This window comes from Aliigemmobacter aestuarii (assembly GCF_004799285.1).
In the GTDB taxonomy this organism is placed as follows: domain Bacteria; phylum Pseudomonadota; class Alphaproteobacteria; order Rhodobacterales; family Rhodobacteraceae; genus Aliigemmobacter; species Aliigemmobacter aestuarii.
This window is the reverse complement of record NZ_SSND01000001.1, coordinates 1,751,651-1,767,245: the sequence shown is the minus strand read 5'-3', so window position 1 is coordinate 1,767,245 and position 15,595 is coordinate 1,751,651. Positions and strand designations below refer to the sequence as shown.

Annotated in this window: 14 protein-coding genes; 10 read left to right on the top strand and 4 right to left on the bottom strand. The window is 65.6% G+C overall.

The genetic code is table 11. The features are described 5' to 3' along the window. Positions 1 to 22: 22 nt before the first annotated feature. Positions 23 to 628 (bottom strand): bifunctional nicotinamidase/pyrazinamidase, encoded by a 606-nt coding sequence (gene pncA / locus E7811_RS08595; RefSeq protein ID WP_136394101.1) that lies wholly within the window; start codon positions 626 to 628, stop codon positions 23 to 25. Between the two features lie 98 nt (positions 629 to 726). On the opposite strand from pncA, the gene trhO reads away from it, so the two are divergent. After that, the gene (trhO, locus tag E7811_RS08590) at positions 727 to 1,671 is read left to right on the top strand and encodes an oxygen-dependent tRNA uridine(34) hydroxylase TrhO (RefSeq protein WP_136394100.1); all 945 of its coding nucleotides are present in this window, start codon (positions 727 to 729) and stop codon (positions 1,669 to 1,671) included. 12 nt (positions 1,672 to 1,683) lie between these two features. On the opposite strand, the gene E7811_RS08585 is transcribed toward trhO, so the two are convergent. Next, positions 1,684 to 2,745, bottom strand: coding sequence for an ABC transporter ATP-binding protein (locus E7811_RS08585; RefSeq protein ID WP_136394099.1), 1,062 nt, complete (start codon positions 2,743 to 2,745; stop codon positions 1,684 to 1,686). A 24-nt stretch (positions 2,746 to 2,769) separates the two neighbouring features. After that, positions 2,770 to 3,561, bottom strand: a complete 792-nt coding sequence (locus tag E7811_RS08580; RefSeq protein WP_136394098.1) for an IclR family transcriptional regulator — start codon at positions 3,559 to 3,561, stop codon at positions 2,770 to 2,772. A gap of 103 nt (positions 3,562 to 3,664) precedes the next feature. Between E7811_RS08580 and E7811_RS08575 the strand changes: the two genes are divergently transcribed. The 9 genes from E7811_RS08575 (at position 3,665) to E7811_RS08535 (ending at position 13,825) form a co-directional block, all read left to right on the top strand. Further along, positions 3,665 to 4,912 carry an ABC transporter substrate-binding protein gene (locus E7811_RS08575; RefSeq protein WP_136394097.1) on the top strand — a complete coding sequence of 416 codons (1,248 nt, stop codon included), beginning with the start codon at positions 3,665 to 3,667 and terminating at the stop codon, positions 4,910 to 4,912. A 68-nt stretch (positions 4,913 to 4,980) separates the two neighbouring features. Further along, complete coding sequence (locus E7811_RS08570; RefSeq protein ID WP_136394096.1) at positions 4,981 to 5,868, top strand: carbohydrate ABC transporter permease; 888 nt, start codon at positions 4,981 to 4,983, stop codon at positions 5,866 to 5,868. Positions 5,869 to 5,872: 4 nt separating this feature from the next. Next, positions 5,873 to 6,718, top strand: coding sequence for a carbohydrate ABC transporter permease (locus tag E7811_RS08565; protein ID WP_136394095.1), 846 nt, complete (start codon positions 5,873 to 5,875; stop codon positions 6,716 to 6,718). Continuing rightward, complete coding sequence (locus E7811_RS08560; RefSeq protein ID WP_136394094.1) at positions 6,718 to 8,784, top strand: alpha-galactosidase; 2,067 nt, start codon at positions 6,718 to 6,720, stop codon at positions 8,782 to 8,784. The genes E7811_RS08565 and E7811_RS08560 overlap by 1 nt, the downstream gene beginning before the upstream one ends. A gap of 11 nt (positions 8,785 to 8,795) precedes the next feature. Next, positions 8,796 to 9,566, top strand: coding sequence for an SDR family NAD(P)-dependent oxidoreductase (locus E7811_RS08555; protein WP_136394289.1), 771 nt, complete (start codon positions 8,796 to 8,798; stop codon positions 9,564 to 9,566). Beyond that, positions 9,563 to 10,462 carry a 2-dehydro-3-deoxygalactonokinase gene (locus tag E7811_RS08550; protein ID WP_136394093.1) on the top strand — a complete coding sequence of 300 codons (900 nt, stop codon included), beginning with the start codon at positions 9,563 to 9,565 and terminating at the stop codon, positions 10,460 to 10,462. The genes E7811_RS08555 and E7811_RS08550 overlap by 4 nt, the downstream gene beginning before the upstream one ends. Then, positions 10,459 to 11,076, top strand: a complete 618-nt coding sequence (locus tag E7811_RS08545) for a 2-dehydro-3-deoxy-6-phosphogalactonate aldolase (protein ID WP_136394092.1) — start codon at positions 10,459 to 10,461, stop codon at positions 11,074 to 11,076. The genes E7811_RS08550 and E7811_RS08545 overlap by 4 nt, the downstream gene beginning before the upstream one ends. Beyond that, entirely contained in the window at positions 11,073 to 11,918 is an 846-nt protein-coding gene (locus E7811_RS08540) for an SMP-30/gluconolactonase/LRE family protein (RefSeq protein ID WP_136394091.1), read from the top strand. The genes E7811_RS08545 and E7811_RS08540 overlap by 4 nt, the downstream gene beginning before the upstream one ends. 2 nt (positions 11,919 to 11,920) lie before the next feature. Continuing rightward, the gene (locus E7811_RS08535; protein ID WP_136394288.1) at positions 11,921 to 13,825 is read left to right on the top strand and encodes a beta-galactosidase; all 1,905 of its coding nucleotides are present in this window, start codon (positions 11,921 to 11,923) and stop codon (positions 13,823 to 13,825) included. On the opposite strand, the gene E7811_RS08530 is transcribed toward E7811_RS08535, so the two are convergent. Further along, positions 13,826 to 15,430 carry an alpha-amylase family glycosyl hydrolase gene (locus E7811_RS08530; RefSeq protein WP_136394090.1) on the bottom strand — a complete coding sequence of 535 codons (1,605 nt, stop codon included), beginning with the start codon at positions 15,428 to 15,430 and terminating at the stop codon, positions 13,826 to 13,828. It lies immediately after the preceding gene. Between the last annotated feature and the right edge of the window lie 165 nt (positions 15,431 to 15,595).

Sequence of the window (15,595 nt, the reverse complement as noted above, 5' to 3'; positions counted from 1 at the left end):
TTGCAAGCCCGAGGGGCGGCGATCAGGCCAGGGTGACGCCTGCCGCAAGCATCTGGTCGCGGGCGGCGGCCAGCGACCCGTCAAGGTCGATGGCGCGGCACAGGTCCATCCGCACCGTCACCGCAAAACCCAGCCGCGCCGCATCCAGCGCCGAATAGGCGACGCAGAAATCCGTAGCCAGCCCGCACAGCACAAGCCGTGTCGCACCCCGCGATTTCAGGTAGCCTTCCAGCCCGGTCGGCGTGACGCGGTCGTTTTCGAAGAAGGCGGAATAGCTGTCGATCCCGGTGCGAAAGCCCTTGCGGATGATCAGGTCGGCCGGATCGGTCCGCAGCCCAGGATGAAAGGCCGCACCGTCGCTGCCCTGCACGCAATGGGTGGGCCACAGGACCTGGGGGCCATAGGGCATGTCGGTCAGGCTGAAGGGCGCGGCGCCGGGGTGATTGGCCGCGAAACTGGCATGATCGGCCGGGTGCCAGTCCTGCGTCAGCACCTTCACCGCGAACTGTCCCATCAGGTCGTTGATGCCGGGAACGATCTGGTCGCCACCGGCCACGGCCAGCGCGCCGCCGGGGCAGAAATCGTTCTGCACGTCGATCATGATCAGGGCTTCGGTTTCTGGCCGCATGGGCAGGCTCCTTTCCGGTTTCTCCCTTGGTAGGCCGGGCGGGCGTGGCGGTCAACGCGCGCCTTGTGCCACGACGGCCCTTGGCCTATGGCACAGCCATGATCACCATCGCCGCGCTATACCACTTCACCCGCCTCGACGATCCCGCCGCGCTGCGCACCGGGTTGCAGGACCTGTGCGATGCGGAAGGGATCCGGGGGTCGCTGCTGCTGGCGCGCGAGGGGATCAACGGCACCATCGCCGGCCCGCGCGCCGGGATCGAAGCGGTGCTGGCGCGCATCCGCGCGCTTCCGGGCTGTTCGGACCTCGAACACAAGGAAAGCCACGCCGACGCCATGCCCTTCGGACGGATGAAGGTGAAGCTGAAGCGCGAGATCGTGACGATGGGCCAGCCCGATATCGACCCGCGCGCCCGTGTCGGCCATTACGTCCCGCCAGCCGAATGGAACGCGCTGATCTCGTCGCCGGATGTGGCCGTGATCGACACCCGGAACGATTACGAGGTCGCCATCGGCACTTTCGAAGGCGCCGTCGATCCCGGAACGCGCAGTTTCCGCGAATTCCCCGCCTGGTGGGAGCAGAACAGGGAACGGTTCCACAACAAGCGGATCGCCATGTTCTGCACCGGCGGCATCCGGTGCGAGAAATCGACGAACTTCCTGCTGCAACAGGGCGTGTCCGAGGTCTATCACCTCAAGGGCGGCATCCTGAAGTATCTTGAGGACGTCCCCGAAACCGGAAGCCTCTGGCACGGTCAGTGCTATGTGTTCGACGGTCGGGTTTCGGTAGGGCACGGGTTGAAGCCGGGCGATTACGGCAGTTGCCACGCCTGCCGCAGGCCGCTTTCGGCCGAAGACCGCGCCCGGCCCGAATACGAGGAAGGCGTGCAATGCCATCGCTGCGCCGGTGAATACAGCGACGCCGATCGCGCGCGGTTCCGCGAACGGATGCGCCAGATGGAACTGGCCGAACGCCGGGGTACCCGGCATCTGGGCGCGAATCCGTCGTCCGCGCCCGGATCGCGACCTGCCGGCGAAGGCTGATCGCCCGCAGGCTCAGCGCAGGCGGCGACCAGCCTCGTCCGCAGCAAAGAACAGCGCATCGGCATCGTCGAAGGCCAGTCCGGTCATCGTTCCGCCCTCGGCCAGCACATCGCCGCGCGCCTCGACGACGATCTTTTCGCCCCCCGGCCCTGTCAGATGCACGAAGGAAACGCCACCCAGTGCCTCGGTCATCTCCACCCGGTGCGTGGCCCCTTCGACCAGCCGCAGGTTCTGCGGGCGTATCCCGGCAACCACCTGCGCCCCGGCGCCGGGAAGCGCCGCCCCGGTGTCGATGCTGCTTGCCAGACCCGGCACCAGGACGCGCCCGGCCTTTTCGACGGTTCCTTCCAGGAAGTTCATCGACGGGCTGCCGATGAACCCGGCAACGAACCGGTTATCGGGATCGCGGTAAAGATCCAGCGGGCGGCCCACCTGTTCCACCCGACCGGATCGCAGCACCACGATCTTGTCGGCAAGCGTCATCGCCTCGACCTGGTCGTGGGTGACGTAGATCATCGTCGCCCCGATTTCCTTGTGCAGCCGTGCGATTTCCACCCGCATCTCGACCCGCAGTTCGGCATCGAGGTTCGACAGGGGTTCGTCGAACAGGAACACCTCGGGGCCGCGCACGATGGCCCGGCCAATGGCGACCCGCTGCCGCTGACCGCCCGACAGTGCCTTGGGCTTGCGCGCCAGAAGCGAATCAAGCCTCAGGATGCGCGCGGCCTCGGCCACCTTGCGGTCGATCTCGGTCTTGGGATGGCCTGTCATCTTCAGGCCAAAGCCCATGTTTTCGGCCACGGTCATGTGCGGGTAAAGCGCGTAGGTCTGGAACACCATCGCCACCCCCCGTTCCGACGGATCGACCTGCGTGACATCGCGCGCCCCGATGCGGATCGTGCCGTCCGATGTTTCCTCAAGCCCCGCGACCATCCGCAGAAGCGTGGACTTGCCGCAGCCCGAAGGCCCGACAAAAACGCAGAATTCCCCATGCTCGATCGTCAGGTCGACCCCGTGGATCACCTGCGCCTCGCCGAATCTCTTTGTCACCCGGTCAAGCGTCACGCCCGACATGGCCAATCCTCCCCTGAGTCGTCGTTATGTCTTGTCCTGTTCGGGAAACCGCCAGCTTTCCGCCTCGGCGGCGATGGCGACCGCCGTTTCCCGGATTCGCGGCACCAGTCGGTCAAGGCCCTCAAGGCTTGTCCGGTTGACCGTCGAGGTGACCGAAAGCGCCCCGATCACCCGCCCCGACCGGGTCAGGATCGGCAGCGCCACGCAGATGATTCCCGGTTCGTGTTCCTCGCGGTCATAGGCGTGGCCGCGCAGCCGGATCGCCTGCAATTCGTCCAGCAGCGCATCCCGGCTGGCAAGCGTATGCGCCGTGAAGCGGTGGAACGACTGGCGTTGCAGCGCCTGTTCAAGCGCATCCTGCTCCATGAAGGCCAGCATCGCCTTGCCCACGCCGGTGCAATAGGCCGGGCCGACCTTGCCCGCCTGGCTGAACATCTCGACCGGGCGGGCGGCGTTGCGCTTGTCAACATAAAGGACCTGCCCCTGATCCATCTGTGCAAGGTGGATCGTTTCGCCGATTTCGGCGGAAAGCGCATCAATCCAGGGCCTTGCAATCGGCGCCAGGGAGGATTGCGACCATGCCGCATGGGCCAGACGGACCAGCCGCACACCCAGCGAATAGGCCTGCCGGTCGGCGTCATAGGCCAGCATGCCCTGATTGGTCAGGGTCTGCAGAAAGCGGTAGAGCGTCGCCTTCGGATAGGGCGACGAGGCCAGAAGTTCGGTGAAACGCACCGGCCGCCCGGACATGGCGACCATGTCCAGAACATCCAGCGCCTTGCCCACCGTGCCGTCGCCCGGCCCCTGTTCGGTCATGCATCCGCCCCCTTGCGCGCCTGTTGACAGAATAATCATTAGCCGACATAGTTTTCAATATTCAAGACTAAGTTTCAAATAATGGAACCTAAGGGAGGAAACCATGGTCCATAAGAAAGCGGGCGCGCTGGCCCTGGGGGCGGCGCTTCTTCTGTCGACCTCGGCCTTGGCGCAGGAAAAGCGCACGCTGACCTACAATGCCGATTACGACCCGATTCCGCTGGCCGCGATGGAGGCGCTGATCGCCGATTTCGAAGCAGCGAATCCCGACATCGACGTCGTGCTGAACAACTTCGACCACGAAGGCTACAAGACGGCGATCCGCAACTTCCTGACTGCGGATGCGCCCGATCTTGCCAACTGGTACGCGGGCAACCGCATGGCGCCCTTCGTCAATGCCGGGCAGTTCATGGACGTTTCGGATGTCTGGGAAGCCAACGGGCTGTCTGACAGCCTGGCTTCGGCCAAGGCCTCGATGACGATCGACGGCAAGCAGTGGGGCATCCCCTACACCTACTATCAGTGGGGCATCTACTATAACCGCGATGCCTATGCGGCCGCGGGCGTGGACCTGCCCGCCGACGGCATGACCTATGACCAATTCGTGGCCAACTGCGAAAAATTCGCCGCCGCCGGGATCGACTGCCTGACCACCGGGACCAAGGCGCTTTGGCCTGGGGCGGGGATCTTCGACTATATGTCGCTGCGCACCAACGGCTATGAGTGGCACATGGACCTGACCGCCGGAAAGGTGGAATGGACCGACCAGAAGGTGCGCGACGTGTTTGCGCAGTGGGCACGCATCCAGCCCTTCATCACCAAGAACCATGCCGCGATCGACTGGCAGGATGCGGCGGCGCTTCTGGTGCAGGGCAAGGCCGCAAACTATGTGATGGGCAACTTCGCCGTCGGCGTCTTCAAGGAAGGCGGGATGACGAACGACAACCTCGGCTTCATGGTGTTCCCGGAAATCACCCCGGGCATTCCGCGCGCCGAAGAGGCGCCGACCGACACGATCCACATCCCGGCCGGTGCCAAGAACGTCGACGACGCCAAGAAGTTCCTGGCCTTCATGGCATCGCCCGAAGCGCAGACCAAGTGGAACGCGGCGCAGGGCCAGCTTCCGGTGAACAAGAACGCCTCGGTGAACACCGAAGATCCGTTCCTCGTCGCGGGCTTCCAGATGCTGTCGACCGCCGAAGGCGGCATCGCGCAGTTCTTCGACCGCGACGCCCCGGCCGAAATGGCCAAGGCCGGCATGGAAGGGTTCCAGGAGTTCATGGTTAAGCCGGAAAACCTGGACGCGATCCTCGAGCGGCTCGAAAAGGTCCGCCAGCGGGTCTATCAGTGATCTGACAGCGGGGCGGCCGGATCAGGCCGCCCCTTTCCACCCAAGCGCGCCAGCCCCAGGGACATCCCATGACCGCCTTCTGGAAAGCGAACCAGCGCAAGCTGGCCCCCTGGCTTTTCCTCGCCCCCGGACTGCTGATGTTCGCGGTCTATGTGATCGGGCCGATTTTCGAAAGCATGTGGATCTCGCTCTATGACTGGGACGGTCTGGGCGAGGCGCGCTGGATCGGAACCGCGAATTATGTCGAACTGTTCGACGACGATGCCTTCTACACATCGCTGAAGAACAACGTCATCTGGCTTGTCCTGTACATGCTGGCCGTGCCCGCCGGATTGCTGATCGCGATCTTCCTCAACCAGACGATTACCGGCATCCGCATCTACAAATCGCTGTTCTTCTTTCCCTTCGTCATCAGCCAGGTCGTCGTGGGGCTGATGTTCTCGTGGTTCTATGCGCCGGATTTCGGCCTGTTCTACAAACTGATCGAAGTTTTCACCGGTCAGGGCATCGCGATCCTGGCTGAAGACCGCTTTGTCACCTATGGCATCATCGCCGCGGGCCTCTGGCCGCAGATCGCCTATGTGATGATCCTCTATCTGACCGGCCTGAACAACGTCGCCCCCGACCAGGTCGAGGCCGCCCGGCTGGATGGCGCAAAGGGCTGGCGGATGCTGTGGTATGTCATCCTTCCGCAACTGCGTCCGGCCACCTTTATCGCCGTCGTCGTCACCGTGATCGGCGCGCTACGGTCGTTCGACCTTGTGTCGATCATGACCGACGGCGGGCCTTTCGGATCGTCGCGGGTGCTGTCCTTTTACATGTACGAACAGGCGCTGTCGGAATACGGCTATCGCATGGGCTATGGCGCGGCGATCGCGGTGGTTCTGTTCGCGATCATGATGGTCTTCATCTCGGGCTTCATCTGGAAGATGTGGCGCGACGAGACCGAGAGGTAAGCCGATGTTCCCCAGACCGATCCAGCAGACATCGCCCGCCGCCCAGACCCTGTACAAGGTGGCCGTGCCGGTTGCCCTTATCCTGTGGCTCTTGCCGCTTCTGGGGGTCGCGCTGACGTCGGTGCGCCCGGCGTCGGATCTGGCGCAGGGCAACTATTTCGGCTGGCCCTCGTCGGTGGCCTTCTCGAACTATGCCGAGGTCTTCACCAAATCCCCCATCGCGGGCTACATGCTGAATTCCTTCAAGGTCACGATCCCCACGGTGATCGGCGCGGTGGCGCTGTCCTGCATGACGGGCTTTGCGCTGGCGGTCTACCGGTTCCGTTCGAACCTTCTGGTGTTCTTCATGTTCGTGGCGGGCAACTTCGTGCCCTTCCAGATCCTGATGGTACCTGTCCGCGACCTGACGCTGAACCTTGGGATGTACAATACCTGGTACGGGCTTGCCCTGTTCCACATCGCCTTCCAGACCGGGTTCTGCACGCTCTTCATGCGCAATTTCATCAAGGCGCTTCCCTTCGAGTTGATCGAGGCCGCGCGCGTCGAAGGCGTGTCGGAATGGCGGATCTTCTGGTTCGTGGTGCTGCCCCTGATGCGGCCCGCCATCGCCGCCCTTTCGGTGCTGATCTTCACCTTCATCTGGAACGATTTCTTCTGGGCGACGGTGCTGACCACCAGCGCCGAGACACAGCCGATCACGGCGGGCCTGTCCTCACTCAACGGGCAGTGGATCGCGCAGTGGCACCTGGTCTCGGCAGGCTCGATCCTGGCCGCGTTGCCGCCCGTCCTGATGTTCTTCCTGATGCAGCGGCATTTCATCGCCGGGCTGACGCTGGGGGCCGTCAAGTGATGGAATGGCGCGCGGACGCGGGGGGCCAGACGATGGTTCTGGCATCGGAGGGCGGCATCCCTTCGGTCGTCTACTGGGGGCCGCGCCTGCCAGAGGCCGAGGATCTGGCGCAGATCGCCGCTGCCAGCCTGAACGACCTGACCGGAGGGATGATCGACCGGCTTCCCGCGCTGTCGCTTTGCCCGGAATCAGGTCGGGCCTTTCAGGGGCAGCCGGGGCTGGTGCTTTCGGCGGCAGATGGCAGCCCGCTGCACCCCGCCTTCACCCTGACCCACGCCGAAGAGGCAGGCCACGCGATCAGCTTCATTTCCACCGCGCCGGGCCTGCGCCTGATCCACCGGATCGAAGCGGCGGGCGACGTGTTCCTGCTGATGGCCCGACTGGAAAGCGAGGCGCCCGTGCGCGTGGCATGGCTCGCCGCCCCCGTGCTGCCCGCCCCGCAATCCGCGGACGAGATGATCGACCTTTCGGGCCGCTGGATCGGCGAGTTCCGGTTGAACCGCGTAAGCTGGACACCCGGCATCCGCCTGCGCGAGGCGCGCACTGGCCGGTCCGGCCACGAACACCCACCCTATGCGATCTTTCCCGAACGGGGCTGCCTGAACACGCGGGGCACGGCCCACGCGCTGCATTACGCATGGTCCGGCGGGCATCGGATGGTGGCCGAGGAATTGCCGGACGGCCGCCGCCAGATCCAGTTCGGCCATGCGGCGGGGGCCGAAACCCGACCCGGCACCCGGTTTGAAACCGCCCCCCTGATCGCGGCCTTTTCCGATGCGGGACTGAACGGAATCGGCACCGCGTTTCAGCGCGACATCCTTGACCGCGTGATCGGGTGGCCCGATCCCACACGCCCGCGCCCGGTGCATTACAACTGCTGGGAGGCGATCTATTTCGATCACAACCTTGCCAACCTTGCCGCCATCGCCGACCGGGCCGCAGAGATCGGGGCCGAGAGGTTCGTTCTGGATGACGGATGGTTCGGGCGGCGCGACGATGACACGTCCTCGTTGGGCGACTGGGTCGTCGATCGGCGGAAATGGCCCGACGGGCTGCACCCGCTGATCACCCATGTGCATCGGCTGGGCATGACATTCGGCCTTTGGTTCGAACCCGAAATGGTGAACCCCGACAGCGACCTGATGCGCGCCCACCCCGACTGGATGCTTGGCCCCGCCGATCAGGTGACGGGGCGCAACCAGATGGTGCTGGACATGGCCAATTCGGCAGTGCGCGACCATCTTTTCGCGGCCACCTCGGCGATCCTGACGGAATACCCGATCGACTACATCAAATGGGATCACAACCGGCTTTTGCCGGTGGTGGATGCCGCCCAGACCCGTGGCACCTATGACCTGCTGGACAGGCTGCGTGCCGCCCATCCGGCGGTCGAGATCGAAAGCTGCGCATCGGGCGGCGGACGGATCGACGCGGGCATCCTCGCGCGGACGCATCGCGTCTGGCTGTCGGATTCGAACGACGCGCTGGAGCGGCTCAGGATGCAGCACGACGCTGCCCTGTTCCTGCCCGCCGCCGTCACCGGAAGCCACGTCGGACCCCGGAAATCCCACACATCCGGCAGGGTCCTGCCGATGTCGTTCCGCGCCCGCGTCGCCGCACAGCGGCACATGGGGTTCGAGATGGACCTGCGCGAACTGACCGAGGACGAGGCCGCGACACTGCACGCGGTCACCGCCTGGTGGAAGGACAACCGCGCCTGGCTGATGACGGCCGATATCCTGCGGTTGGACAGCGATGACCCGGCGGTGATCGCCGAAATGCAACTGGCCCGCGATGGCGCGCGCTTCGTCGTGACGGCGGGCCAGGCCGAGGCGGGCGCGCAGATCCTGCCCCGCCCGCTGCGGCTGACCGGGCTGGAACCCGATGCGCGCTATCGCGTTGAACTCAGCAATCCGGCGGATGCCCCGCCGCAATCGCGCGGGCCGAACGCCCTGAAATCCGCTATGCTGACCCTGACCGGTCGGGCACTGATGGCGCAGGGGCTGTTGCTGCCCGTGGCCTGGCCCGGAACGCTCTGGGTCGTCGAAGGAACCCGCCTGCCATGACGAAGGACAGAATGACCGAACTTCCCACCTTTCCCGATCTGAAGGGCGCCTCTGTCTTCATCACCGGCGGCGGCTCGGGCATCGGCGCGGCGCTGACCGAAGGTTTCCTGCGGCAGGGGGCGAAGGTGGCCTTTGTCCAGCGGTCGGATGGCAGCGCCTTCTGTGACGCCATGGAAAAGGCCACCGGAAACCGGCCCCTGTTCCTGCCATGCGACATCACCGACATCGGGGCGCTGGAAGGGGCCATCGCCGCTGCGGCCAAGGCCCACGGCCCGGTGACGGTTCTGGTCAACAACGCCGCCAACGACCAGCGGCACAAGACGCTTGAGACCGACGAATCCTTCTGGGACTGGTCGATCGCGATCAACCTCAAGGCCTATTTCTTTGCCGCCAAGGCGGCGATCCCCGGAATGCAGGCCGCGGGCGGGGGAAGCATCGTCAACTTCTCGTCGATCAGCTACATGATGGGGAACGCAGGCTATCCCGTCTATACGACCGCCAATTCCGGGATCAACGGCATGACGCGCAGCCTTGCGCGCGAATTCGGACCGAACCGGATCCGCGTCAACGCCCTCGCCCCCGGCTGGGTGCTGACGCAAAAGCAGAAGGACAAATGGGTGACCCCCGAAGGCCTGAAGGCGCATCTGGATCGCCAATGCATCCCCGACCCGCTGGAACCCGCGGATATCGTCGGCGGCTGCCTGTTCCTTGCCTCGAACGCGTCGCGCGCGATGACGGGGCAGGCGCTGGTGATCGACGGTGGCGTGGTGGTGACAGGATGACCCGACCCGACTGGATCGCCGTAGACTGGGGCACATCGCACCTGCGGGCCTATGCAATGGGCCCCGAAGGCATCCTTGCCGAAGTGACCTCGGATGACGGGATGGGCAGCCTTGCGCGCGAAGCGTATGAGCCCGCCCTCTTGCGGCTGGTCGAGGGCTGGCTGGAAGACGGGCGCCGCACCCCTGTCATCGCCTGCGGGATGGTGGGCAGCCGTCAGGGCTGGATGGAGGCGCCCTATCGCGCCGTGCCCTGCGCGCCGATGGACCCGGCCGCGCTTGTCGCCGTACCCACACGGGACGGGCGGCTTGATGTCCGGCTTGTCCCGGGACTGAAACAGGCGAAACCGGCGGATGTGATGCGCGGCGAGGAAACCCAGATCGCCGGGGCCCTGACACTCTGGCCGCAGTTCGACGGCGTCCTGTGCCTGCCCGGAACCCATTCCAAATGGGTGCGGGTTTCGGCGGGCGAGGTCGTCGGCTTTCAGACCTTCATGACCGGGGAGCTGTTCGCGCTCTTGTCGGAATCGTCTGTCCTGCGCCACGCGATGACCGGTGGCGGATGGGACCCGGCGGCTTTCGCCGAGGCGGTTTCCGATGCGCTGTCGCGGCCCGAACGCATTGCCGCACGGCTGTTCACAATCCGCGCCGAAAGCCTGATCGCCGGTCTGGGCGGCGATGCGGCGCGCGCCCGCCTGTCGGGCCTGCTGATCGGGATCGAGCTTGCCGCATCCCGGCCCTATTGGCTGGGGCAGGAAGTGGCGCTGATCGGGGCTGATCCGCTGACATCGGCCTATGCCGAGGCGCTGGCCATGCAGGGGGTTCCGGCCCGCCATCTGGCCGGATCGGCGGCTGTGGTCGCCGGGCTTGCCGCAGCCGCAGGAAAGGTGCCCGCATGAAACACCGCCCGCTGATCGCGATCCTTCGCGGCATCACCCCGCCCGACGCCGCCGCCGTGGCCGAGGCGCTGATCGACGCCGGGATCACGATGATCGAGGTTCCGCTGAATTCACCCCATCCGATGCATTCGATCCAGGCGATGGCGAACCGGCTTGGCGACCATGCGCTGATCGGGGCCGGAACCGTCCTGACCGAAAGGGACGTGGCCGAGGTGGCCGATGCCGGGGGCCGGCTCATCGTGTCGCCGAACTGCGACCCCGCCGTGATCGCGGCCACGAAGGCGCGCGGCCTGCAAAGCTGGCCGGGCGTGATGACGCCGACGGAATGTTTCACCGCGCTGAATGCAGGCGCCGACGGGCTGAAGCTGTTTCCCGGCAGCCTGATCGGACCCGAGGGGTTGAAGGCGATCCGCGCCGTTCTACCGAAAGGAACGCGCGTCTTTGCCGTGGGTGGCGCGGGGCCTGCAAATTTCGGCGCCTGGATCAAGGCCGGGGCGGACGGCTTCGGCATCGGCACGGCGCTTTACCTTCCGGGACAAAACGTCACTGAAACCGCCGAAAAGGCGCGTGCGATCGTCGCCGCCCATGATGCGGCCCTCGGGGCATCGACATGATCTTTGACGACCGGCCCTGCACGCTTGGCGAAGGCCCGCTGTGGCATCCCGGACGGGATGCCCTGTTCTGGTTCGACATCGTGAACCGCAGGATGCTGTCGCGCGGGCCGGACGGGACCGGGCAGTGGGACTTTGCCGAAATGGTCTCGGCCGCCGGATGGGTCGATGACGAAAGCCTGCTGATCGCGTCGGAAACGTCTCTGTTCCACTTCGATCCGGCCACAGCTGCGCGGCGCGACCTCTGCGCGCTGGACGCCGAAGACAGACGGACGCGGTCGAACGACGGGCGCGCCGATCCGCAGGGCGGATTCTGGATCGGGACGATGGGCAAGAACGCCGAGCCTGGTCTTGGCGCGATCTGGCGCTGGTATCGGGGCACGCTGCGGCGGCTTTATCCGGGCATCACCATCTCGAACGCGATCTGTTTCGCACCCGATGGCAGGACGGCGCATTTCACCGATACCGTCACGGCCCGCGTGATGCGCGTGCCGCTGGATGCCGAGGGCTGGCCCGCGGGTCAACCGCAGGTCTTTCTGGACCTGTCCGGCGAAGGGCTGAACCCGGATGGTGCGGTCGTCGATGCCGATGGCCTGATCTGGATCGCCGAATGGGGCGCGGCGCGGGTGGCCGCCTATGCACCCGACGGGTCCCGCGTGCGCAGCGTTTCCTTCGACGCGCCGCATACCTCGTGCCCGGCTTTCGGGCCGGACGGCACGCTTTTCTGCACCACGGCCCTTCAGGGGATGGGCGCCGGGGACCGCGCCCGTTTCCCCGACGCGGGCAAGACCTTTGCCGCCGCTGCCGTGGCGCGCGGCCAGACCGAACACCGGGTGATCCTGTGAGCCTGAAACGAACGCTTGGCGTCTGTTACTATCCCGAACACTGGCCCGAGACGCAATGGGCCGAAGATGCCGCCCGGATGGCCGATATCGGCCTGACATGGGTGCGGGTCGGCGAATTCGCCTGGTCACGGATGGAGCCGGAACCGGGCCGGATGGAATGGGATTGGCTGGACCGGGCGATCGGAACACTGGGCGCGGCGGGCCTGAAGGTGGTTCTGGGCACCCCCACTGCGACGCCCCCGCGCTGGATGCTGGCGCGCCACCCCGACATGTTGGCCGTCGATGTGCACGGGCGCACGCGCGGCTTCGGTTCGCGCCGCCACTACTGCTTTTCACATGACGGCTACAACGCCGAAAGCGCAAGAATAGTGACGCTTCTGGCGGAACGCTATGGCCGCAGCCCGCATGTCGCCGCCTGGCAGACGGACAATGAATACGCCTGCCACGATACCGTTCTGTCCTATTCCGATGCCGCGCGCCGCGCCTTCCGTGACTGGCTCGCGCAGCGCTATCAAAGCCCCGAAGCGCTGAACCGCGCCTGGGGCAATGTGTTCTGGTCGATGGACTATGCCAGTTTCGACGAGATTGACCTGCCCAACTTGACCGTGACCGAGGCGAACCCCGCCCACTGGATGGATTTCCGCCGGTTCAGTTCCGATCAGGTCGCGCGTTTCAACCGCGTGCAGACCGACATCATCCGCCGCCATTCCGATGCGCCGATCGCGCACAACTACATGGGCCGGATCACCGATTTCGATCATTTCGCGGTGGGGGCCGATCTCGACATCGCGTCATGGGATGCCTATCCGCTGGGGTTCCTGTCCGACAGGCTGGAAGCCCCGGCAGAACACAAGCGCCGCTTTGCCCGTCAGGGCGATCCGGATTTTCAGGCCTTTCATCACGATCTTTACCGCGCCGTCGGTCGTGGCCGCTGGTGGATCATGGAACAGCAGCCCGGCCCGGTGAACTGGGCGCCGCACAACCCCGATCCATTGCCGGGGATGGCGCGACTTTGGGCGTGGGAGGCCTTTGCCCACGGGGCCGAGGCGGTCTGCTATTTCCGCTGGCGTCAGGCCCCCTTCGCGCAGGAACAGATGCACGCGGGCCTTTTGCGCCCCGACAGCGCCCCCGCCCCCGCCTTTCATGAGGCAGCCCAGGTCGCGGGCGAACTGGCCGGAATGGACGATGTGGAACCGGCAGCAGCACCGGTGGCGCTGGTGTTCGACTATGCCAGCGCATGGGCATGGGCCACACAGCCGCAGGGGCGTGACTTCGACTATTTCCGCCTTGTGTTCCACCTCTACAAGGGGCTGCGCCGCCTTGGCCTGAACATTGACATCATCCGCCCGGACACGGCGGATCTGTCGCCCTGGCGGATGGTTCTGGCGCCCGGTACCGCGACCCTGTCAAAGCCGTTTCTGGCGGCATTGGAGACGTATAAGGGCGTTTCCCTGATCGGCCCGCGCAGCAATTCCAAGACAGAAACCCTCGCCATTCCGGTACCGCTGCCGCCGAACCTGCCGGGTCTGGCCTGCACGGTCGCCCGGGTGGAAAGCCTGCCGCCCGACCTGCCGGTGCCGCTGACCGGGGGCGGGGCCTTCACCTTCTGGCGCGAGAAATGCGAGGCAGCGGATGTGGCCGAAACAACGGCCGATGGCTGGCCTGCGCTGATCGGGACGGGCGGGATGCGGTATCTGGCGGGCTGGCCAGACGATGCCGCGCTTGACCGGATGCTGTCGGACCTTTGCGGGCGGGCGGGTATCCCTGTCGAACCCCTGCCCGAAGGGTTGCGCCGCCGTGACACGGCCACCACCCGGTTCTGGTTCAACTACAACCCCGAACCCGTCACTTTTGCGGGGCGCACCCTGCCTGCGGCGGGTGTCCTGTGGGAACCGCTGGAACCATAGTCAGACCGTCACAACCTGCGCGCCTTCCAGAAAGGCAAAGCCGTTCGGGCCAAGCGCGATGCGCCCATCCCCCGGCGTTGCGGCCTGTGACGGGCCCGTCATCGCCCCTGAGGCGCTGACCACGACCGGCGCGGCGGACAGGTTGAAGATGCAGGTGATCGCCCCCGCGCCCTCGCCCCGCACGAAGGCCAGCAGAGGTTCGGGCAGGTCTGCAAACCGGCTGCCGCCCCCCCGCAACGCCGTCTGCGCCCGGCGGAACGCCAGCATCCCGCGATAGAACTCCAGCACCGAACCGGCCCGCCCTTCCTGCCCGGCCACATGGCGCGCGGCCTGCAGCGGCTTGACCGGCAGCCAAGGTTTTCCCGTGGTGAACCCGCCGTGCCCCGTCTCATCCCAGACCATCGGCGTCCGGCAGCCATCGCGGCCCTTGTAATCGGGCCAGAAGCGGATGCCGGGTGGATCGGTCAGTTCGTGAAACTCCATCTCGGTTTCCGTCTGGCCCAGTTCCTCGGCCTGATACAGACAGACGGACCCCTGCAGCGACAACAGAAGGGCTGCGGCCTGCCTTGCCACCGCATCGGGCGCGCCGTGATCGGCCCATCGGGTAACGTGGCGGATCACGTCATGGTTGGAAAAGGCCCACATCGGCCAGCCTTCGGGCGCGGCGGTAAAGAACCCCTCGATCCGGCTGCGGAAATGGGCGGGGGTGAACTTCGGCCCCAGCATGTCAAAGCTGTAGGCCGTGTGAAGCCGCCCCGGCGCGGTGTAATCCGCCATCACGCGGAGCGCGCGCGATGGGCCTTCGCCCACCTCGCCCACCAGCATCCGGCCTTCGTATTCGTCGGTCAGCGCCCGCATCCGTTCCAGAAACCCGATGTTCTCGGGCCGGGTCTTGGAAAAGGCGTGGTCCTGCATGTCATAGGGATTGACGGCAGGGATGTTTTCCTCGCGGTCTTCCGGGCCATTGTCGCGCAACAGCCTGTCGTGGAAATAGAAGTTCACCGTATCAAGGCGGAAGCCGTCCACGCCGCGATCCAGCCAGAACCGCATGACGCCCAGAAGCCAGTCCTGCACATCGGGGTTGTGAAAGTTGAAATCCGGCTGGCTGGGCAGGAAGTTGTGCAGATAGTACTGCCGGCGGCGGCTGTCCCATTCCCAGGCCGACCCGCCAAAGACCGAAAGCCAGTTGTTCGGCGGGCTGCCATCGGGGCGCGGATCGGCCCAGACGTACCAGTCGGCCTTCGGGTTGGTGCGGCTTCGCCGGCTTTCGGCAAAGAACGGATGCTGGCTGGACGAATGGCTCAGGACCTGGTCGATGATGACCTTCAGGCCCAGATCATGCGCCGCCGCGACAAGCGCGTCAAAATCCTCCAGCGTGCCGAACAGCGGATCAATGTCGGTGTAATCCGACACGTCATAGCCCATGTCCTCCATCGGGCTTTTGAACACCGGCGACAGCCAGATCGCATCGGCCCCAAGCGCGGACACATGCGGCAGACGGGAGATGATGCCCTTCAGGTCGCCGATGCCGTCGCCATCGCTGTCCTGAAAACTGCGCGGATAGATCTGATAGACCACTGCACCGCGCCACCATTCCCCTGCCATGTCCGCCCCCTGATCCCGTTAGCGCCACCATAGCGCCGCGGCGCAGCGTGGGGAAGGGCGCTGCTACCGGGGCTCTATGCAAGACGACTGAACTCGCACCAAGCCGGGGTTGCCAGCGATCGCGGCACCACCTTGACCATTCCGCGCCACAGGATCACCTTGCGC